Source organism: Pseudomonas sp. Lb2C2 (assembly GCF_052112205.1).
Lineage (GTDB): Bacteria > Pseudomonadota > Gammaproteobacteria > Pseudomonadales > Pseudomonadaceae > Aquipseudomonas > Aquipseudomonas kilonensis.
Genome location: NZ_JAUTYW010000006.1, coordinates 237,869 through 257,003 on the forward strand (window position 1 = coordinate 237,869; position 19,135 = coordinate 257,003).

17 protein-coding genes and 1 pseudogene are annotated in these 19,135 nt (G+C 62.2%); 14 read left to right on the top strand and 4 right to left on the bottom strand.

Translation table 11 applies throughout. The annotated features are described in order from the left end of the window. Nucleotides 1-210: 210 nt before the first annotated feature. The 6 genes and pseudogenes from Q7F16_RS19670 to Q7F16_RS19695 form a co-directional block, all read left to right on the top strand. Nucleotides 211-918 (top strand): annotated as a pseudogene (locus Q7F16_RS19670) (MCP four helix bundle domain-containing protein); the annotation flags it as partial. 198 nt (nucleotides 919-1,116) lie between these two features. Beyond that, on the top strand, nucleotides 1,117-1,821 hold the full coding sequence (locus Q7F16_RS19675) for a methyl-accepting chemotaxis protein (RefSeq protein ID WP_412177603.1): 705 nt from the start codon (nucleotides 1,117-1,119) through the stop codon (nucleotides 1,819-1,821). Nucleotides 1,822-2,103: 282 nt separating this feature from the next. Further along, complete coding sequence (locus tag Q7F16_RS19680) at nucleotides 2,104-3,846, top strand: potassium/proton antiporter (RefSeq protein ID WP_079301596.1); 1,743 nt, start codon at nucleotides 2,104-2,106, stop codon at nucleotides 3,844-3,846. Nucleotides 3,847-3,880: 34 nt separating this feature from the next. Continuing rightward, entirely contained in the window at nucleotides 3,881-7,243 is a 3,363-nt protein-coding gene (gene mscK, locus Q7F16_RS19685) for a mechanosensitive channel MscK (protein ID WP_409556680.1), read from the top strand. Between the two features lie 36 nt (nucleotides 7,244-7,279). Next, entirely contained in the window at nucleotides 7,280-8,743 is a 1,464-nt protein-coding gene (gene selO, locus Q7F16_RS19690; protein WP_409556679.1) for a protein adenylyltransferase SelO, read from the top strand. A 536-nt stretch (nucleotides 8,744-9,279) separates the two neighbouring features. Then, nucleotides 9,280-9,537: a DUF6124 family protein gene (locus Q7F16_RS19695; RefSeq protein ID WP_409556678.1), complete on the top strand. Its 258-nt coding sequence runs from the start codon at nucleotides 9,280-9,282 to the stop codon at nucleotides 9,535-9,537. A 62-nt stretch (nucleotides 9,538-9,599) separates the two neighbouring features. Here the strand turns inward: Q7F16_RS19695 and Q7F16_RS19700 are convergent, their stop codons facing one another. The 3 genes from Q7F16_RS19700 to Q7F16_RS19710 form a co-directional block, all read right to left on the bottom strand. Beyond that, nucleotides 9,600-10,001, bottom strand: coding sequence for a helix-turn-helix domain-containing protein (locus Q7F16_RS19700; RefSeq protein WP_409556747.1), 402 nt, complete (start codon nucleotides 9,999-10,001; stop codon nucleotides 9,600-9,602). 352 nt (nucleotides 10,002-10,353) lie between these two features. Next, entirely contained in the window at nucleotides 10,354-10,632 is a 279-nt protein-coding gene (locus Q7F16_RS19705) for a hypothetical protein (RefSeq protein WP_409556677.1), read from the bottom strand. 536 nt (nucleotides 10,633-11,168) lie between these two features. Beyond that, complete coding sequence (locus Q7F16_RS19710) at nucleotides 11,169-12,074, bottom strand: LysR family transcriptional regulator (protein ID WP_409556746.1); 906 nt, start codon at nucleotides 12,072-12,074, stop codon at nucleotides 11,169-11,171. 207 nt (nucleotides 12,075-12,281) lie between these two features. On the opposite strand from Q7F16_RS19710, the gene ycaC reads away from it, so the two are divergent. After that, nucleotides 12,282-12,908 (top strand): isochorismate family cysteine hydrolase YcaC, encoded by a 627-nt coding sequence (gene ycaC, locus Q7F16_RS19715; RefSeq protein WP_014336221.1) that lies wholly within the window; start codon nucleotides 12,282-12,284, stop codon nucleotides 12,906-12,908. A gap of 187 nt (nucleotides 12,909-13,095) precedes the next feature. Beyond that, nucleotides 13,096-13,518, top strand: a complete 423-nt coding sequence (gene trxC, locus Q7F16_RS19720) for a thioredoxin TrxC (RefSeq protein WP_046065108.1) — start codon at nucleotides 13,096-13,098, stop codon at nucleotides 13,516-13,518. A 151-nt stretch (nucleotides 13,519-13,669) separates the two neighbouring features. On the opposite strand, the gene Q7F16_RS19725 is transcribed toward trxC, so the two are convergent. Then, nucleotides 13,670-14,440, bottom strand: coding sequence for a ParA family protein (locus Q7F16_RS19725; protein ID WP_003197050.1), 771 nt, complete (start codon nucleotides 14,438-14,440; stop codon nucleotides 13,670-13,672). Nucleotides 14,441-14,799: 359 nt separating this feature from the next. Here Q7F16_RS19725 and Q7F16_RS19730 point away from each other — a divergent pair, with 359 nt between their 5' ends. From Q7F16_RS19730 to Q7F16_RS19755, 6 genes are read left to right on the top strand one after another with little or no spacing between them, the layout of a single operon-like run. Then, a complete protein-coding gene (locus Q7F16_RS19730) occupies nucleotides 14,800-15,519 on the top strand; it encodes a beta-ketoacyl synthase chain length factor (RefSeq protein ID WP_046065117.1) in 720 nt (239 codons plus the stop codon). Next, entirely contained in the window at nucleotides 15,495-16,304 is an 810-nt protein-coding gene (locus Q7F16_RS19735; protein WP_046065107.1) for a lysophospholipid acyltransferase family protein, read from the top strand. The genes Q7F16_RS19730 and Q7F16_RS19735 overlap by 25 nt, the downstream gene beginning before the upstream one ends. Next, nucleotides 16,285-16,542 (top strand): phosphopantetheine-binding protein, encoded by a 258-nt coding sequence (locus Q7F16_RS19740; protein ID WP_014336216.1) that lies wholly within the window; start codon nucleotides 16,285-16,287, stop codon nucleotides 16,540-16,542. Before Q7F16_RS19735 ends, Q7F16_RS19740 begins: the two co-directional genes overlap by 20 nt. Nucleotides 16,543-16,551: 9 nt before the next feature. Continuing rightward, entirely contained in the window at nucleotides 16,552-16,806 is a 255-nt protein-coding gene (locus tag Q7F16_RS19745; protein ID WP_003197040.1) for an acyl carrier protein, read from the top strand. After that, nucleotides 16,803-17,348 carry a membrane protein gene (locus Q7F16_RS19750; protein ID WP_046065105.1) on the top strand — a complete coding sequence of 182 codons (546 nt, stop codon included), beginning with the start codon at nucleotides 16,803-16,805 and terminating at the stop codon, nucleotides 17,346-17,348. Before Q7F16_RS19745 ends, Q7F16_RS19750 begins: the two co-directional genes overlap by 4 nt. Continuing rightward, nucleotides 17,345-19,024, top strand: a complete 1,680-nt coding sequence (locus Q7F16_RS19755) for an AMP-binding protein (RefSeq protein ID WP_409556676.1) — start codon at nucleotides 17,345-17,347, stop codon at nucleotides 19,022-19,024. Before Q7F16_RS19750 ends, Q7F16_RS19755 begins: the two co-directional genes overlap by 4 nt. The last annotated feature ends 111 nt before the right edge of the window (nucleotides 19,025-19,135 follow it).

Here is a 19,135-nt window from a genome sequence, read left to right on the forward strand (position 1 = left end):
TTTACGGGGTGGCAGGGCTTTCCGGCGAGTTTTAGAGACTGCGAATGGAGAATCTGGTTCCGACCCTTCGTCGCGCCGCAGCCGTTGCTCTGTGACAAAAGCACGCATGTCACTCAAGACTTTAGTCGTATGACCGATAAGTCAGGGAACAGCAGTCACAGCCCCGCACGGATGCGCCTCCTTCCGGTACTTTCCATGTCCCTACGTAATATGAACATCGCGCCGCGGGCGTTCCTGGGGTTTGCCCTGATCGGCGCCCTGATGCTCGCCCTTGGGGTATTTGCCCTGACCCAGATGAGCACCATCCGCGCATCCGGCAAAAGCATCGCCGAGAACAGTGTGCCCAGCATCAAGGCCCTGGATGAGTTCACCCAGCTCACCCTGCGTTTGCGGGTGCTGTCCTATCGCTTGCTGACCAACCGCGAACCGGACATCCAGCAGAAAACCCACGATCTGTTCGAACAACGCAACCAGCAGATCCGCGCCGCCCAGACGGCCTATGAAAAGCTGATCAGCTCTGCGGAAGAACGGGCCGCCTACGATCAATACGTGCAACTGCTGGGGCAATATCGCCAGCTCGAAGAGCGGATGAAAACCCTGTCGCGCAACAATCAGATCGAAGATCTGCGGGCTCTGCTCAACACCGAACTGTTGAGCAACTCCGAAGCCGTGAACGCGGTACTCGGCCGCCTGCTGGAGATCAATAACCAACAAGCCGACGCTTTCAGTCGGGGCGCAGAGCAACAGTATTCAAAAGCCTTCAATCTGGTCATCACGTTGCTGGTCATCGCCACCGCCCTGACCCTGCTGTTCGCCTGGCTGCTGACCAACAGCATCACCAAGCCGATTGCCAACGCGCTGGATGCGGCCGAAGAAATCGCCAAGGGCAACCTGACCCGCCCGATTGTCGTCGATGGCAGCGACGAAGCCGGTCGACTGCTGCGGGCGATGTCGACCATGCAGGAAAAACTGCGCGACACCTTGCAGCGGATCTCCGGTTCAGCCACGCAACTGGCCTCCGCCGCCGAAGAACTCAACAGTGTCACCGACGAGAGCGCTCGCGGCCTGACGCAGCAGAACAACGAAATCGAACAGGCCGCCACCGCGGTCAACGAGATGACCAGCGCCGTGGAAGAAGTCGCGCGCAATGCGGTCAGCACCTCCGAAGCATCGAAAAACGCCACCACCTCCGCAGGCGATGGCCGCGACCTGGTGCAGGAAACCGTCAGCGCCATCGAACGCATGAGCGCCGATGTGCAAAGCACTGCCGCCTTGATCGGCAACCTGGCCAATGAGTCCCGTGACATCGGCAAGGTGCTGGACGTTATTCGCGGCCTGGCCGACCAGACCAACCTGCTGGCGCTGAACGCCGCCATCGAAGCCGCCCGCGCCGGTGAGGCCGGCCGTGGTTTTGCCGTGGTCGCCGACGAAGTACGCGCCCTGGCGCACCGCACCCAGCAGTCGACCAGCGAGATCGAGCGCATGATCGGCAGCATCCAGAGCGGCACCGAACACGCCGTGGATTCGATGCGCAACAGCACCGAACGCGCGGAGTCGACGCTGAACATCGCTCGCGGTGCCGGCATGTCCCTGGACACGATCAACACGGCCATTGTCGAGATCAACGAACGCAACCTGGTGATCGCCAGCGCCGCCGAAGAACAGGCCCAGGTCGCCCGTGAAGTGGACCGCAACCTGGTGAACATTCGCGACCTGTCGGTGCAGTCGGCCACCGGCGCCAACCAGACCAGTGCCGCCAGCGCGGAACTGTCACGACTGGCCGTGGACCTCAACAGCATGGTTGGGCGGTTCAGCCTTTAATCCACGCAGCTGTTGATTGTTCACAGACAGTGAGCAATCAACAATCCAGCTTCTGTGGCGAGGGAGCTTGCTCCCGCTGGGTCGCGCAGCGGCTCCGTCCTTAAAAGCGACGACTGCTTCGCAGCCGAGCGGGAGCAAGCTCCCTCGCCACAAGGGCTGCGCCCAGAACCTCGATCTCCCAACCTTTTTTGACAGCATCACATTTCAACAGGTTAGAATCGCTGGCACGCAGACTGCATGGTCAGTCTGTGCCCGCCCCTCAGTATTCCCGGAGTAACGCCTTTGACTGCAACGACCATCAACAGCCTGTTCTTGATCGGCGCGTTGCTGGTAGGTGCGAGCATCCTGGTGAGTTCTCTTTCGTCCCGCCTGGGCATTCCGATCCTGGTGATCATCCTGGCCGTGGGCATGGTGGCCGGTGTCGACGGCGCCGGTATTCTTTTCGACAATTACGCAACGGCCTACCTGGTCGGCAACCTCGCATTGGCGGTCATTCTGTTGGACGGCGGCTTGCGCACGCGGGTGTCGAGCTTTCGCGTGGCGCTGTGGCCGGCGTTGTCGCTGGCCACGGTCGGGGTGTTGATCACCACCGGGCTGACCGGCCTGGCGGCGGCGTGGTTGTTCAACCTGAACCTGATGCAAGGTCTGCTGATCGGTGCCATCGTCGGCTCCACCGACGCCGCCGCGGTGTTCTCGCTGCTGGGTGGCAAGGGCTTGAACGAACGGGTCAGCGCCACCCTCGAGATCGAATCCGGCAGCAACGACCCCATGGCGGTATTCCTCACCGTCACCCTGATCGGCATGCTCGCCAGTGGCGAAACCGGCTTGCACTGGAGCCTGCTGGGGCATCTGATGCGCGAGTTCGGTATCGGCGCGGTGATTGGCCTGGGCGGTGGCTGGCTGATGCTGCAATTGGTCAATCGCATCAACCTGGCCAACGGCCTGTACCCGATCCTGGTCATCAGCGGCGGCCTGGCCGTGTTCGCCCTGACCAACGCCTTGCACGGCAGTGGCTTCCTCGCGGTGTACCTGTGCGGCCTGGTGATCGGCAACCGTCCGGTGCGCAGCCGCCACGGTATCTTGCACATGCTCGATGGCATGGCCTGGCTGGCGCAGATCGGGATGTTCCTGGTGCTGGGGCTGCTGGTCACGCCCCACGACCTGTTGCCCATCGCCCTGCCCGCTCTGGGCCTGGCGTTGTGGATGATCCTGTTTGCCCGCCCGCTGTCGGTCATGGTCGGCCTGTTGCCGTTCAAGGCGTTCCACGGTCGCGAAAAAGCTTTTATCTCCTGGGTCGGCCTGCGCGGCGCGGTGCCGATCATCCTCGCGGTGTTCCCGTTGATGGCCGGGCTGCCCCACGCCCAGCTCTATTTCAACCTGGCGTTCTTTATCGTGCTGGTCTCGCTGCTGGTGCAGGGCACGAGCCTGCCATGGGTCGCCAAATTGCTGCATGTGACCGTCCCGCCCGAGCCGCTGCCGATTTCCCGGGCGGCGCTGGAAGTCCACGTCACCAGTGAGTGGGAGTTGTTCATCTATCGCCTGGGCGCGGAAAAATGGTGCATCGGCTCACCCCTGCGGGACCTGAAAATGCCGGACGGCACACGCATCGCCGCCCTGTTTCGGGGCCAGCAACTGCTCCATCCGTCGGGTAGTACCGTGCTGGAAGTCGATGATTTGCTGTGTGTTATCGGCCACGAACACAACTTGCCGGCCCTTGGAAAACTGTTCAGCCAGGCGCCACAACGGGGCCTGGATTTGCGCTTCTTCGGCGACTTCGTACTCGAAGGAGACGCCCAGCTGGCCGCGGTTGCGGCGCTGTACGGGTTGAAGCTGGACGGCATCGATCCGGACATGTCCCTGGGGCGGTTCATTGCCCAGAAAGTCGGCGGTGCGCCAGTGGTCGGCGACCAGGTGGATTGGAACAACACCCTATGGACCGTCGCGGCCATGGACGGGAACAAGATCGGCAAAGTGGGCGTCAGATTCCCCGAAGGAAGTCGCCCGGGTCCCGGCTTGTTCCTCTAAACTGCTCCCACTCTCACTTGCTTGACCGGTCTCTATGCCTACCCTGCGCTCCTTTTTTGCCATCGCCCTGCTGGGCCTGAGTCTCTCCGTCTGCACACTGCAAGCCGCTGATCTTCCCGCCAGCGCTTCGGTGCAAGCCAGCCTGGACAAGATCGCCGACCGCAAACTGCCGGAAGCCGAGCAGAAAGCCCTGCAAACCTTGTTGCAGAACACTCTGACCCAGCTCAACAACAAGGCCGACTACGAACAGAAGCTGCAGGCGCTCAAGCAGCAACTGGCGACCGCGCCCAAGCAGAACATCGAGAACCAGCGCGAGCTGGCGCGGCTCAAGGGCACCACGGTGGTGCCGGTGGCGCAACGCTATGCCAACCTGCCGATTCCCCAACTCGAGCAAATGCTCTCGGATCGCTCCACCCAGCAGGGTGATCTGCAAAAAGCCCTGGCCGACGCCAACAGCCTGATCATCACCGCCCAAACCCGCCCCGAGCGCGCCCAGGCGGAAATTTCCAGCAGCCAGACCCGCATCCAGCAGATCAACACCATCCTCAAGGCTGGCCGAGACGCCGGCAAGACCTTGAGCGCCGAGCAGCGCGACCAGCTCAACGCCGAGCTGGCGGCGCTCAATGCGCTGATTCCGCTGCGTCGCCAGGAGCTGGCCGGCAACAGCCAACTGCAGGACCTGGGCAACGGTCAGCACGATTTGCTGATGGAAAAAATCGCCCGCACGGAGCAGGAAATCCAGGAGCTGCAAAACCTGATCAACCAGAAGCGCCTGGCCCAGTCCCAGGAAACGGTGACCCAGCAATCCATCGAAGCCCAGAAGGCCGGTGGCAGCAGCTTGCTGGCGACCGAAAGCGCGGCCAACCTGAAGCTTTCCGACTACCTGCTCAAAAGCACCGACCGCCTCAACGAGGTCACCCAGCAGAACTTGCAGACCAAGCAACTGCTGGACAGCGTCACCCAGACCGACGCCGCCCTGGACGAGCAGATCAGCGTGCTCAAGGGCAGCCTGCTGCTCTCCAAGATCCTCTACAAGCAGCGCCAGACCTTGCCGCGCTTGAAGCTGGACCAGAACCTGGCCGACCAGATCGCCGACATCCGCCTGTACCAGTTCGAAGTCAGCCAACAACGTGAGCTGCTGAACAATCCCAGCACCTATGTCGACAACCTGCTGGCCTCCCAGCCATCGGAACAAGCCACGCCGCAACTGCGCAAGACCTTGCTGGAACTGGCCCTGACCCGCGTCGACCTGCTGGAACGCCTGAACCGCGAGTTGAGTGCGGTACTCAACGAATCCATCACCTTGCAGCTCAACCAGAAGCAACTGCTCAGCACCGCCCAGAACCTGCGGGCGACCCTCGAAGAGCAGATGTTCTGGATTCCCAGCAACAAGCCGCTGGATTTCGAATGGATGCGTGCGGTGCCGGTGCGCCTGGAAAAGCAGATCGACTCACTGCCCTGGGCTTCGAGTCTCAGTGAGCTGGCCGATGGCCTGACCCAGCGGCCACTGCTGTTCCTGCCCCTGGCGCTGCTGATCGGGGCGCTGCTGTGGCGGCGCAAGAATCTCTATGCTCGCCTGAACAAGGTTCACCAGGACGTCGGTCACTTCAAGCGCGACAGCCAGTGGCACACCCCCCAGGCGATCCTGATCAATATCCTCCTGGCGATGCCGGTGGCCCTGGCACTGACCCTCTGCGGCTACGCCTTGCAGATCGACGCCCGCGGCCAGAACGCCAACCTCGGTGCGGCGCTGCTGCAGATCGGCCAGGCCTGGCTGGTGTTCTACACCGCCTACCGGGTGTTGGCACCAGGCGGTGTGGCCGAGTTGCATTTCCGCTGGGAGAAACCCCAGGTCGAATTCCTCCAGGGCTGGATCCGCCGGCTCGGGCTGGTGGTGCTGGCGTTGGTGGCGGTGGTGGCCGTGGCCGAGTTGCAACCCTCGACCCTGGCCGATGACGTGCTCGGCATGCCGGTGGTGCTGACCTGCTACGCGCTGATGGCGTGGTTGCTCAGCCGTCTGCTGCTGAGCAGCCCGACCCACAAGAACACGTCGCTGTTCCGCAAGGCGGTCGGGGTGCTGTTCACCGCGCTACCGATCGCGCTGTTCGTGGCGGTCTGCTTCGGCTACTACTACACCGCGCTGAAACTCAGCGACCGCTTGATCAACACCCTGTACCTGCTGATGTTCTGGCTGGTGATCGAAGCCACCTTCGTCCGCGGCCTGTCGGTCGCGGCGCGGCGCCTGGCCTACCAGCGTGCCCTGGCCAAGCGCCAGGCCGCCAAGGAAGCCGGCGACGGCGAAACGGTGGTCGAGGAACCGACCCTGGACATCGAGAAGGTCAACGAGCAGTCCCTGCGCCTGATCCGCCTGGCGTTGCTGGGCGGTTTCATCGCCGCGCTGTACTGGGTCTGGTCGGATCTGATCAGCGTGTTCTCGTACCTGGACAACATCACCCTCTACGAATACACCAGCGGCACCGGCGCCAACATGAGCATGGTGCCCATCAGCATTGGCGACATGCTCGGGGCGCTGATCATCATCGGCATCACCTTCGCCCTGGCGCGCAACCTGCCGGGCCTGCTGGAAGTGTTCGTGCTGTCGAAACTGAACCTGGCCCAGGGCAGTGCCTATGCCACCACCACGCTGCTGTCCTATGTGATCGCAGGCTTCGGTTTCGTCACCACCCTGTCCACCCTGGGCGTGAGCTGGGACAAACTGCAATGGCTGGTGGCCGCGCTGTCGGTGGGCCTGGGCTTCGGCATGCAGGAGATCTTCGCCAACTTCATCTCCGGCATCATGATCCTGTTCGAGCGCCCGGTGCGCATCGGCGACACCATCACCATCGGCAACCTGTCGGGCACGGTCAGCAAGATCCGCATTCGGGCGACCACCATCACCGACTTCGACCGCAAGGACATCATCGTCCCGAACAAGACCTTCATCACCGGGCAACTGATCAACTGGTCGCTGACCGACACCGTCACCCGGGTGACCCTGAAACTGGGCGTGGACTACGGCTCGGACCTGGATCGGGTGCGCGAACTGCTGCTCAAGGCCGCCCGCGAGAACCCACGGGTGTTGAAGGAGCCGGAACCGATCGTGTACTTCCTGAACTTCGGTGAAAGTACCCTCGACCATGAGCTGCGCATGCATGTACGCGACCTCGGCGACCGTAACCCGGTGCTGGACGAGATCAACCGGTTCATCAACCGTGAGTTCAAGAAGGAGCACATCAACATCTCCTTCCGGCAGATGGAAATCTATCTGAAGAACCTTCAGGGCCAGGAGTACAAGTTGGTGCCCGCCGAGCCCGAGCACAAAACCCTCGGCCCCGTACCCTCGGCCGTAGCCAGCATCAAACCGGTGCCCGAGCCGCCGCAAGACACACTCGACTGATGCGCGCTGCCTGAAGGCGGCGCGCCGGAGACGGCCATGAAAACGCTGGAAACCTTGACCTTCGATAACCGTTTCGCCCGCCTGGGCGACGGTTTATCGACCCACGTGCTGCCCGAGCCCATCGACAATCCACGGCTGGTCGTCGCCAGCCCGGCGGCCATGGCGCTGCTGGACCTGGACCCGGCCGAAGCCCAGGCACCGCTGTTTGCCGAGATTTTCGGCGGTCATAAGCTGTGGGCTGAAACCGAGCCCCGGGCGATGGTGTATTCGGGGCATCAGTTCGGTCACTACAACCCGCAATTGGGCGATGGCCGTGGGTTGCTGCTGGGCGAGGTCTACAACGAGGCCGGCGAGCATTGGGACCTGCACCTCAAGGGCGCTGGCCAGACACCGTTCTCACGGATGGGCGACGGGCGCGCGGTGCTGCGCTCCTCGATCCGCGAATTCCTCGCCTCCGAAGCCCTGCATGCCCTGGGCATCCCCTCCACCCGCGCCTTGTGCGTGATCGGCTCGGACACCCCGGTGTGGCGCGAAAAGCAGGAGCGCGCCGCCATGGTGCTGCGCCTGGCGCCCAGCCACGTGCGCTTCGGGCATTTCGAATATTTCTACTACACCAAGAAACCCGAGCTGCAGGCGGTCCTCGCCGAGCATGTGTTGAACCTGCATTTTGCCGAGTGCCGTGAGCAGCCGGAGCCGTACCTGGCGATGTTCCGCGAAATCGTCGAGCGCAACGCCGAGCTGATTGCCAAATGGCAGGCCTACGGTTTCTGTCACGGCGTGATGAACACCGACAACATGTCGATCCTGGGCATCACCTTCGACTTCGGGCCGTTCGCCTTCCTCGACGACTTCGACGCCAACTTCATCTGCAACCACTCCGATGACCAGGGCCGCTACTCATTCAGCAACCAGGTGCCCATCGGCCAGTGGAACCTCAGCGCCCTGGCCCAGGCCCTGACGCCGTTCATCAGCGTCGAAGCCCTGCGTGAGACCCTTGGCCTGTACTTGCCGCTGTACCAAGCCCACTACCTGGACCTGATGCGCCGCCGTCTCGGCCTGACCTGCGCCGAGGAAGATGACCAGAAGTTACTGGAGCGTCTGCTGCAATTGATGCAGAACAGCGGCGTCGACTACAGCCTGTTCTTCCGCCGACTGGGCGACCAGGCGCCCGAGCAAGCCGTCGCCACCCTTCGCGATGACTTCGTCGACCTCAAGGGCTTCGACGCCTGGGGCGAACTCTACGTAGCCCGCGTCAACCGCGAAGGCCCCGTCGACCAAGACCAACGCCGCGCCCGCATGCACGCTGTCAACCCGCTGTACGTGCTGCGCAACTACCTGGCGCAGAAAGCCATCGACGCTGCCGAATCCGGCGACTACGAAGAAGTTCGCCGCCTGCACACCGTGCTGAGCAAGCCGTTCGAAGAACAACCAGGCATGGACAGCTATGCGCAACGTCCGCCGGAGTGGGGCAAGCACCTGGAGATCAGTTGCTCGTCGTAACCCTCCCTTGCCGCAGGTTCGGGGTTGCCTGGGAAAAAGTCATCGCGAGCAAGCTCGCTCCCACAGGGGTTGGGTGTTGCCGCAAATATCGCGATCACACAGCCACCCTTGTGGGAGCGAGCTTGCTCGCGATGGCGATCTTCAATTCACCACATGAAGCCAATCCACTCCCCTTGACGATCACCGCGTTTATTTCGATGTAGGACCATTCAGGAGCAGGCTACGCCGCCTTGCGCCATTGCCTACAACTACGCCAGAATCCGCCGGCTTGTGCGCCTGGGGGTCGGGCTTTATCGTTTTCCCCGTCGCTGAAAATCAGCGATCGGGTTTAGCGATCCGACTCAACACAGACGCAACAATGCCCAGTCTCGATTGCAGTCTTTTACGTCTGCAACTCGCTTAATGGTGGCTGTGCGTGGGAGACCTTCTGGTCTACCCGGGGCTTCTGTGACCCGGATCGCTAACCTGCGTACAGCCGCCACCTTTACTTGTTTAGCGATAGGTCGTGGTGGCTCAACCAATCACGGAGATTCACCATGTTCAAAGCAACCCCCAATCCGCCCGATACCGATCCAGGCCAACTGTTCGCCGTCGTCAACGCCGTCGACACCGAAACCCTGCTCGCCAACCTCAGCGAAAACCTGGCCTCGGCCAACGCCATGGTCAGTGACCTGGCGTTCGACTTGGAAGGCCCCAAGCGGCACATTGCCCTGGGCATTCAGCAGTTGATCGAACTGAGCAGCTTTTTGGCGAACCGGGCACTGGACAACGTCGACCCACGCCAGTCGACATAGCGCCTCCCCCTGTGGCGCGGGAGCAAGCTCCCTCGCCGCAGTTAGTGCGCCGCGCCAAGCCATCAAATAAAGGTCTCAACCGATACGCCGAAGCGCTCCGCCAACCAGCGGATCTGCCTTAAATTGAGCTGGCGCTTGCCGCTCAATATCTCCGATACCACCGACTGGGCGCCTATGCCCGGCAAATCGCTCTGGCTCAAACCGTGTTCGCGCATCAGATAACGAAGCGCCTCAACACCAGTGGCCTTGGGCATCGGCCGGTGTTGATGATCCCAGGCCTCGATCCATTCACCGATGATGTCCACCAGGCTCATCAGCGGATGGGCTTCTTCTTCGCCAACCAACTCCAACAATTCATCGAGCGCTGCAACCAACCGGTCGTAATCCTCTCCGCTCCTGGGCTTACGCAGCAGGGGCGACACAAACTCCCAATGGGCGGCGACTTGTTCTATTAGGGGACTCATCTTTTTTCTCATCGCATTTTGCTATGGATGAGCTAACCACAGATTGGATCTATCGTAAATTGCGATAACCTCGGCAAGAGAGATTACGCAGCTTTTGTGGCGAGGGAGCTTGCTCCCGCTGGGCTGCGCAGCAGCCCCAAATGGGCCAACGCGTTCTTCCGGGTAAACTGCGTCTACCGGTTTTACGACGGCTTCGCCGCCGAGCGGGAGCAAGCTCCCTCGCCACGGATTCAGGATGTCTGGACGAGAGTCATCGCGAGCAAGCTAGCTCCCACAGGGGCGGGCTGTTGTCGCAAATATCGCGATCACACAGCCCCCATGTGGGAGCGAGCTTGAATTCATCGCCGCCTGCTCACCCAACCTTATCGTTCCCCTGCTCAGGCGTCTCGATCCCCGGCTCTGCCTCTTCAACCCCCTTCTCCTTGGGTTTGGCCGCTGGCTTTTCCTCGGGATAGCCGGGCATGCCGCGGGCGTCTTCAGGGGTAAGTTCGTCCCGGTCATGGCGGCGGTCGGTGGCGTAGGACGGGGCGGCGTTGGGGTCTTCGTCGCGGCCGGCGGTGCCGAGGACGAAGCCGTCATCGTTGGGGTTGTCCACTGTTTGGGGAGTGGCTGGGTCTTGAGGATGGCTCATGGGACCTCCTGAGTCTGCAAACAGATACTTGGTGTCTTTTTGAGGCCGTGACACCTTTTCAGTGCGGCGCACCTGATGAATGGCAGCCTTGAGTGCAAGCTCCACAATGGGATTGGAGTACGAGAGGGAGAGCCAGGCCGGCTATCAGGCCGCCTCGCGATGGACGTTGATCTCGCCGCCCCGTTAACCACGCTGGCCGAACGCAGGCATTGTGGAGTGGGCAACCCGGCATGGATGCCGGGTTAGCCGCGCTGGGCCATGGATGGCCCTTCGCGGCGGGCCCACGGAACAATGCCGGAGTGAGGGCACACCGAGCCTAGGCGAGGTGCCAAGTGGTGGGGCATGAGCGCTTTGGTTACTTTCGACTGGGCCGGCTTCCGGGCTTTTCGAAAGTGACCCGCTGTAAGAGCGGAACCCTAAGTGGCCGTTACCGCAGAAATGGATATGTACCCGGTCACCCCCCCCCGACCAACTATCAGGCCACCATCGCAAGCAAGCCCACACAAGGGAAATACACTGGCATGGCTGCCTCCACGCTACGCCATATCACTGTGGCTGAACTCCTCGGCCAGAAAGTCAATCAACGTACGCACCGACGGCAGCAACCCGCGTCGTGAAGCAAAGATCGCATGGACGATCCCGCACTTGGGCGTCCAGCCCGGCACCAGTTCCACCAATCGGCCGGCCGCTATGTCTTCGCGCACCACCACGGTGGGCAGGTGGGCGATGCCAATGCCGGCCAGCACGGCGTGACGCAGGGCCAGCAGGTCGTCGGTGACCATGCGCGGTTCATGGCGGATCAGCGCACGGGTGCCGTCCGGACCGAACAATTCCCACTGGTACTCACGCTGCGCCGCCCCCCAGTGCACGCTGGGCAAGCCGTTGAGGTCTGCCGGGGAGGCCGGTGAAGACAAGCGCTCCAGGAACGCCGGGCTGCCCACCAGGCACTGGGTGCTGTTGCTCAGCACTTTCATGACCATGTCGGTGTTTTCCAGCGGCGGAAAGCGCACCCGCAAGGCGATATCGAACCCTTCATGGATCAGGTCCACCCGGCGGTTGGTGCTCTCGATGAACAACTCCACCCGCGGGTACTTGAGCATGTAGCGGGTCAGCATCGGCCCGACCCAGCTGTTGAGCAGCGCCGTCGGGCAACTGATGCGTACCAGCCCCTGGGGCTCGGAGCGGTTGCGTTCGATCACTTCCGCCGCGCTCTCGGCTTCGACCCGCATCGCCAGGCAGCGCTGGTAATAGGCCTGGCCGATCTCCGTTAACGTGCAGTGGCGGCTGGTGCGATGGAGCAAGCGTACCCCGAGCCGATCTTCCAACTGAGCGATACGCCGGCTGAGCTTGGACTTTGGCATGTCCAGCGCCCGACCCGCAGCGGCGAACCCACGGTGCTCGACCACCTGGGTGAAGTAGTAAAGCGTGTTGAGGTCTTCGATGATCGTTCTCCAAATAGAACGCTAAGGCGAATTTTTGCAGTCTAGCGCATCAAAGGTGCCAGTTTTAATCTACACCCATCGAAACGCAACACGGATTGAAGCCGGGGCGCTTCGACCGGATGAGTCACTGATCAATCGCTACACCGCCATTAAAAACCTTAACCACGCCGAAACCTTCGGCAACCAAAACTTAATGAGGGCTACGCCATGACCACTTCCTACAACCGTCTCGACAAAGATAACGCCGCCGTTCTGCTGGTCGATCACCAAGCCGGCCTGCTGTCCCTGGTACGCGACATCGACCCGGACCGCTTCAAGAACAACGTGCTGGCCCTGGCTGACCTGGCGAAGTACTTCCAACTGCCGACCATCCTCACCACCAGCTTCGAAACCGGCCCCAACGGCCCGTTGATGCCCGAGCTCAAGAGCCTGTTCCCGGACGCGCCGTACATCGCTCGCCCTGGCCAGATCAATGCCTGGGACAACGAAGATTTCGTCAAGGCGATCAAGGCCACCGGCAAGAAGCAACTGATCATCGCTGGCGTGGTGACTGAAGTCTGCGTGGCCTTCCCGGCACTGTCGGCCCTGGCCGAAGGCTTCGAAGTGTTCGTGGTCACCGATGCGTCCGGCACGTTCAACGAGCTGACCCGTCAATCGGCCTGGGACCGCATGTCATCCTCCGGTGCGCAGCTGATGACCTGGTTCGGCCTGGCTTGTGAACTGCACCGCGACTGGCGCAACGACGTGGAAGGGCTGGCGACCTTGTTCTCCAACCACATCCCGGACTACCGCAACCTGATGACCAGCTATAACACGCTGACCAACGCTAAATAACAGCCACACCGATTTACCCCTGTGGGAGCGAGCTTGCTCCGGGCGGCGATCCGACGATAGCGGTCTGACAGTCGATGCAATATTGACTGATACACCGCCATCGCGAGCAAGCCCGCTCCCACAAGTTTTTGTGGTGGTTTCTATATAGTGTTCAATCTGTGCCAATGATTTTCTGGAGACTGATCTGATGCTGATCCCCTGCCCCCATTGCAACGGGCTCAATCGCATACCCGCCGAACGCCTGGGCGACCAGCCCAAGTGCGGGCGCTGCAAGGCCCAGGTGTTATTGAGCAAACCGTTCGAACTCAAACAAGGCGACTACGCCAGCCAGATCAAGGGTGACCTGCCGTTGCTGGTGGATGTATGGGCCGATTGGTGTGGGCCGTGCAAGTCCTTCGCGCCCGTGTTCGAACAAGCCGCCGCGCAGCTGGCGGGCAAATGCCGGTTGGCCAAGCTAGACAGCGAGGCCAACCAGCAACTGTCGGCGCAGTTGGGCATTCGCTCGATTCCCAGCCTGATTCTGTTCAAGGACGGCAGGGAAGTGGCGCGCCAGAGTGGGGCGCTGCCGTTGCCGCAGTTGATGGGGTGGTTGCGCAGTCAGGGGATTTGAAGCCATGAGATAACTGTGGGAGCGGGCTTTGTGGGAGCAAAGCTTGCTCGCGATCCAGGCGCTGCGGTCCTCAAGAGACCGCGGCGTTTTCATCGCGGGCAAGCCTTGCTCCCACACGGTTGCTCCCACATGGGTTTTGCACAGGTCAGATTCAGGCGCTTTCCAGCAGGCTATGCAACTCCATGAACTGCAAGGTCAGCTTGTGCCGTGGGTCGAGGTGGATCAGCGGCAGGCTGGCCTGGTGGGATTCGCGCATGCGCACCGAACTGCTCAGGTACACCGGCAATACCGGCAGCCCTTCGGCGATCAGTTCGTCGAGAATCTGCTGTGGCAGGCTGGCCCGGGCCTGGAACTGGTTGACCACGATGCCTTCGACTTCCAGGCCTTCGTTATGGTCGTCCTTGAGCTCTTCGATTTCCGCCAGCAGGCCATACAGCGCCTGTCGGGAGAAGCTGTCGCAGTCGAAGGGGATCAGCACTCGATCGGCGGCGATCAATGCTGAAACCGCATAGAAATTCAGTGCGGGCGGGGTATCCAGGTAAATCCGGTCGTAATCTTCCTCCAGCTCTTCGAGCAGTTTGCGCAGCTTGTTGATCTTGTGCTTGGCCTCAAGCTTGGGCTGCAGATCCGTCAGCTCCGCCGTGGCGGTGATCACGTGCAGGTTGTCGAACGGCGTTTCGTAGATATCCACCTTGTTCTTTTTCGAGAACGGCCCGGACGACAGGGTTTGCTTGAAGAAGTCAGCAATGCCCATGGGAATGTCATCGCCGGTCAAGCCAGTCAGGTATTGAGTGGAGTTGGCCTGGGCATCCAGGTCCACCAACAGCGTGCGATAGCCTTCGCTGGCGCTGACTGCCGCCAGATTGCAGGCGATGCTGGATTTGCCCACGCCACCTTTCTGATTGAACACCACACGCCGCATGTCAAAACCTCCGTGTATCAAAGATTCCCGAGTGTAGTAGGCAGCGACACCGCTTAGCTACCTTCTGCGTAGAAGGACTACAGCAACAGTGGCTTTTCCAACGATTCAGGCGTCAATTCGACCAGACAATGACAGAAACAACCGACAGACAGGCTCGTGCTGATAGCGACAATGGTCCCAGCCTGGCATTGAGCGGACCAACTCGTACATTTCGCTGAGCAAAATGTAACCAGTATTTGCTACAAGCCAACCGCACCGGGATAATGCGCGCCACTTGGGTCGCAAGGCCATGCAGGGTTGGACGCGGGTCAAACCACTGAACCGTGACAATAAAAGCCCGCAGGGGTGGGGTGAAGTTTGTGATCAATTTCAATATCGCCCAATGGCGCGCGTGGGCCCCTGGGCTCGAAAGCGTGGACGATTGGCAGGCATGGAGCCGACAGCCGGTCGTATTGCCGCCCAGCGATGCCGCCCCTGACGTATCGTTCCTGCCGGCCATGCAGCGCCGGCGCCTCAGCCGCTTGGCGCGAATGGCCTTCAGTGTCGGCTGGCCACTGGCCGAGGGCCGGCCGGACCTACCGTTGGTCTTTATTTCCCGCCACGGCGAAACCCCGCGCACTTTTGAGATTCTCAAGGACCTGGCAGCCGACCAGCCTTTGTCGCCGACCCAATTCAGCCTGTCGGTGCACAACGCGGTAATTGGCCTGTGGTCGATCATGCGCGGCGAAACCAGCGAAATGACCGCCCTGGCCGCTGCCGGCGACGGGTTGGAACACGGCGTGCTGGAGGCCGCCGCGCTGTTGAATGAAGGATCGCCTGCGGTGTTGCTGGTGATCACCGAAGAACAGCCTCCGCAAGTCTATGCACCGTGGGTCGATGACGTGCCGTTTCCCTATGCCATGGGCCTACTGCTAACCCCGGGCGACGACTGGCAACTGGACCTGGGCGCACAGTCCGGCCAATCGCCGGGCAGCGACTGGCCCCATGCCCTGGATCTATTGCGTACGCTGCTGGACGACAAAACCACCTGCCAACATGCCTGGAAGAATCGTGTATGGACCTGGCAACGCAACCGGTGACCGGTAAACATCGCGACGCCTATTACTGGCGCCTGGTCGCGACCGCTGCAAGCTTCGCCCTGTTCGGGCTGGGCGGGCTGTGCCTGCGTTTGCTGGTGTTCCCGTTGCTGGCCTGGTGGCCCGGCGATGCCCAGGCCCACCGCCAAAGGGCGCGCCGCACGGTCGGGCGGTTGTTCTGGTTCTTTATTCGGTTCATGGCCCGTACCGGCGTGCTCACCTACCAGATCGACGGCGCCGAACGGCTCGGGCGCCCCGGGCAGATGATCATTGCCAACCACCCGTCGCTGATCGACGTGGTGTTCCTGATCGGGCTGGTGCGCGACGCCAACTGCGTGGTCAAGCAAAGCCTCTGGGACAACCCCTTTACCCGGGGCCCACTGCGTTCGACCCAATACATCAGCAACGACGGCAGCATGGACATGCTCGATGCCGCCAGCGACGCCTTGCAAGAGGGTCAGACGCTGATCGTATTCCCCGAAGGGACGCGCACCCAGCCAGGCCAGGTGCCAGCCTTTCATCGGGGGGCTGCGGCCATCGCCCTGCGGGGTGCGAAAATCCTCACACCCGTCACGATCAAGGTCTGCCCCACGACCCTGACCAAGGCTGAACCCTGGTATCGCATCCCCCGACGCCGCGTGCACTTCAGTTTCCACGTCGGGGCCGATATAGACCCACAGGCGTTCGCCGCGCTCGGCCCGCCACCCCAGGCTTCGCGCAGGCTCAACGATTTTTTGCATCACTATTACATCAAGGAGCTCGCCGAAGATGAGCGATCTGCACCGTGACATCAAACAGCTGATCATCGACGCCCTCGGCCTGGAGGACATCGGCATCGACGATATCGGTGACCACCAGACCCTGTTCGGCGAAGGCCTGGGCCTGGACTCGGTGGATGCCCTGGAGCTCGGCCTGGCGATCCAGAAGGAGTACGGCATCAAGATAGACGCCGACGCCAAGGACACCCGTAACCATTTCAGCAATGTGGCAAGCCTTGCGGCCTTCGTCACTGCAAAACGCCCCTGAGACCGGATCATGCAAACTCGTGACGATATTTTCCACACCCTGCGCGATGCTCTGGTCGAGCTTTTCGAGCTGGACCCTGAGCGTGTGACGCTGGAATCGAACCTGTACCAGGACCTGGAAATCGACAGCATCGACGCGGTCGACCTGATCGACCATATCAAGCGTCAGACCGGCAAGAAAATCGCCGCCGAAGAATTCAAGTCGGTGCGCACCGTCAATGACGTGGTCGAGGCGGTTTATCGACTGGTCCAACCGGCCGCATGACCCGGCTGATTGGCCTCGGCCTGCTGCTGGCGGGCCTGCTCTACCCCTTTGCGGTGTATTTCGGCATGGAGCACTTCGCCCCGTGGCAGTTCGGGCTGCTGCTGGGCAGCCTGTGGCTGGCCCGGGCGTTGCTTGGCAAAGACGGGCCCGGCAACCGCTGGATGGCGGCCACGGCAATCGTGTTTTGCATATTGCTCGCGCTGTTCGACAGCCCGCTCCTGCTGCGCTGGTACCCGGTGCTGATCAGCGCGTTCATGCTCGGGCTGTTCGTGCTGAGCCTGAAATACGGCCCGCCGATGATCGAACGCCTGGCCCGCCTGCGCGAACCGCAGCTGCCGGCCAAGGCGGTGGTGTATACGCGTCAGGTCACGGTGGCCTGGAGTGTGTTTTTCCTATGTAACGGTTTGCTCGCCGCCGCCCTGACCCTCTGGGCGCCGCTGAGCTGGTGGATGTTGTACACCGGCCTGATTTCCTACGGATTGATGGGGCTGCTGTTTGCCATTGAATGGCTCATACGACAACGGGTAAGAGGCCGCCCATGAATTGGATAACACTTGAGCAGATGCTGCTCAAGGCTCAGCCGGAACGCGCCGTTGCGGTCGATCCGGCGCTGAATCACTCGCAACTGCGGGACGCGGCATTGCGCCTGGCGGCTGGCCTGCACGCTCGGGGCGTGCGGCATGTGGCGGTGCACCTGGAAGATGCCGCCGACCTGGCCGTCGCCCTGCTGGGTGCCTGGCGCGCCGGGGTCCGGGTCCTGCTTCCCGCCGACCTGCAAGCGCAGACACGCCAGCGCTGGGCGGCGGACGTGGACCTGTGGCTGACCGACCAGCCCGGCGATACACATCCCGGCGACCTGCAACAAGCGCCGATGGACGCCGCCGAACTGGACCTCGATCACTGCTGGCTGAGCCTGTGCACCTCCGGCTCCAGCGGCGAGCCCAAGCGCATCGAGAAAACCCTGCGCCAGTTGAGTAACGAGGTCCAGGCCCTGGAGCACCTGTGGGGCGCCGACCTGGGCCCGGCCTGCATGATCGGCAGCGTTGCTACCCAGCACATCTACGGGTTGCTGTTCCGGGTGCTGTGGCCGCTGTGCGCCGGGCGTACCTTCGTGCGTCGGCAATTGGCCTTCCCCGAAGACCTGCAACGTGCCAGCCGTGAGCAACCGGCCTTCGCCTGGGTCGCCAGCCCAGCGCTGCTCAAGCGCATGGGCGACAACCTCGATTGGCCGGCCTTGAGCTGCGTGCGCCGGGTGTTCTCCTCTGGCGGCGCCTTGCCCGCCGAGGCAGCGCAAAGCTTGCAGCAGCGCCTGGGGCAATGGCCGACGGAAATTTTCGGCAGTTCGGAAACCGGCGGCATCGCCTGGCGTCAGGGTAGCGGATTGTGGCAACCCTTTGCCGACGTCGAACTGAGCCAGGACAGCGACGGCGCCTTGCTGATCGCCTCGCCCTATCTGCCGACCGGGCATGTGGAACACACCGCCGACGCGGCACGAATCGCCGAAGATGGGCGCTTTGAGTTGCTCGGGCGACTGGACCGTATCGTCAAGCTCGAAGAAAAACGCATCTCCCTGCCGATGCTCGAACAAGCGCTGGTGGCCCACGACTGGGTCAGCGAAGCGCGGCTGGGGGTGGTGCAGGAGAATCGCGCCTCCCTCGGCGCGCTGCTGGTGCTGAGCGACGCTGGCCTGCGAGCCTTGCGCAACCAGGGCCGGCGCGCCGTCACCGAGGGCCTGCGCCGGCACCTGAGCGAACATTGCGAAACCCTCGCCCTGCCACGGCGCTGGCGCTGGTTGCGGCAGTTGCCGCTCAACGCCCAGGGCAAGCTGCCCCAGGCCGAGGTCGAGGCGCTGCTGATGGCGCCACGCCCCAAGGCTCCCGAAGTGTTGGAACACGTCGAAACCGACGGTGAGTGGAGCCTGCAACTGATCGTACCGCCAGACCTGGCGTACTTCAGCGGCCACTTCCCCACCGCGCCGGTACTGCCGGGCGTGGTGCAGGTCGATTGGGCCTTGAGCCTTGGCCGGCAATTGCTGGACCTGCCGCCCCGGTTCGTCGGTATGGAAGTGCTGAAATTCCAGCAACTGGTTCGGCCCGGCGATGAAATCCAACTGCACCTGCGCTTCGACCACGAGCGCGGCAAGCTGTACTTCGCCTACCGCAATGACACGGCGGCCTGCTCCAGTGGGCGGATTGTGTTGGGGGAAAACAATGCCTAGGCATCTGCACAGATCACTGTGGCGAGGGAGCTTGCTCCCGCAGGGCTGCGAAGCAGCCCCTGGTTTTTCAAGAGCGAGTGCTCCGCACTCGAGCGGGAGCAAGCTCCCTCG

What these genes read in the sequence shown, in the direction of transcription:
- ycaC (WP_014336221.1), top strand. Translation starts at nt 12,282, where the DNA reads ATGACCACTTCCTACAACCGTCTCGACAAAGATAACGCCGCCGTTCTG.
- Q7F16_RS19725 (WP_003197050.1), bottom strand. Translation starts at nt 14,440, where the DNA reads ATGCGGCGTGTGGTGTTCAATCAGAAAGGTGGCGTGGGCAAATCCAGC.
- Q7F16_RS19750 (WP_046065105.1), top strand. Translation starts at nt 16,803, where the DNA reads ATGACCCGGCTGATTGGCCTCGGCCTGCTGCTGGCGGGCCTGCTCTAC.
- Q7F16_RS19695 (WP_409556678.1), top strand. Translation starts at nt 9,280, where the DNA reads ATGTTCAAAGCAACCCCCAATCCGCCCGATACCGATCCAGGCCAACTG.
- Q7F16_RS19755 (WP_409556676.1), top strand. Translation starts at nt 17,345, where the DNA reads ATGAATTGGATAACACTTGAGCAGATGCTGCTCAAGGCTCAGCCGGAA.
- Q7F16_RS19700 (WP_409556747.1), bottom strand. Translation starts at nt 10,001, where the DNA reads ATGAGTCCCCTAATAGAACAAGTCGCCGCCCATTGGGAGTTTGTGTCG.
- selO (WP_409556679.1), top strand. Translation starts at nt 7,280, where the DNA reads ATGAAAACGCTGGAAACCTTGACCTTCGATAACCGTTTCGCCCGCCTG.
- Q7F16_RS19740 (WP_014336216.1), top strand. Translation starts at nt 16,285, where the DNA reads ATGAGCGATCTGCACCGTGACATCAAACAGCTGATCATCGACGCCCTC.
- Q7F16_RS19735 (WP_046065107.1), top strand. Translation starts at nt 15,495, where the DNA reads ATGGACCTGGCAACGCAACCGGTGACCGGTAAACATCGCGACGCCTAT.
- mscK (WP_409556680.1), top strand. Translation starts at nt 3,881, where the DNA reads ATGCCTACCCTGCGCTCCTTTTTTGCCATCGCCCTGCTGGGCCTGAGT.
- Q7F16_RS19745 (WP_003197040.1), top strand. Translation starts at nt 16,552, where the DNA reads ATGCAAACTCGTGACGATATTTTCCACACCCTGCGCGATGCTCTGGTC.
- Q7F16_RS19705 (WP_409556677.1), bottom strand. Translation starts at nt 10,632, where the DNA reads ATGAGCCATCCTCAAGACCCAGCCACTCCCCAAACAGTGGACAACCCC.
- trxC (WP_046065108.1), top strand. Translation starts at nt 13,096, where the DNA reads ATGCTGATCCCCTGCCCCCATTGCAACGGGCTCAATCGCATACCCGCC.
- Q7F16_RS19675 (WP_412177603.1), top strand. Translation starts at nt 1,117, where the DNA reads ATGACCAGCGCCGTGGAAGAAGTCGCGCGCAATGCGGTCAGCACCTCC.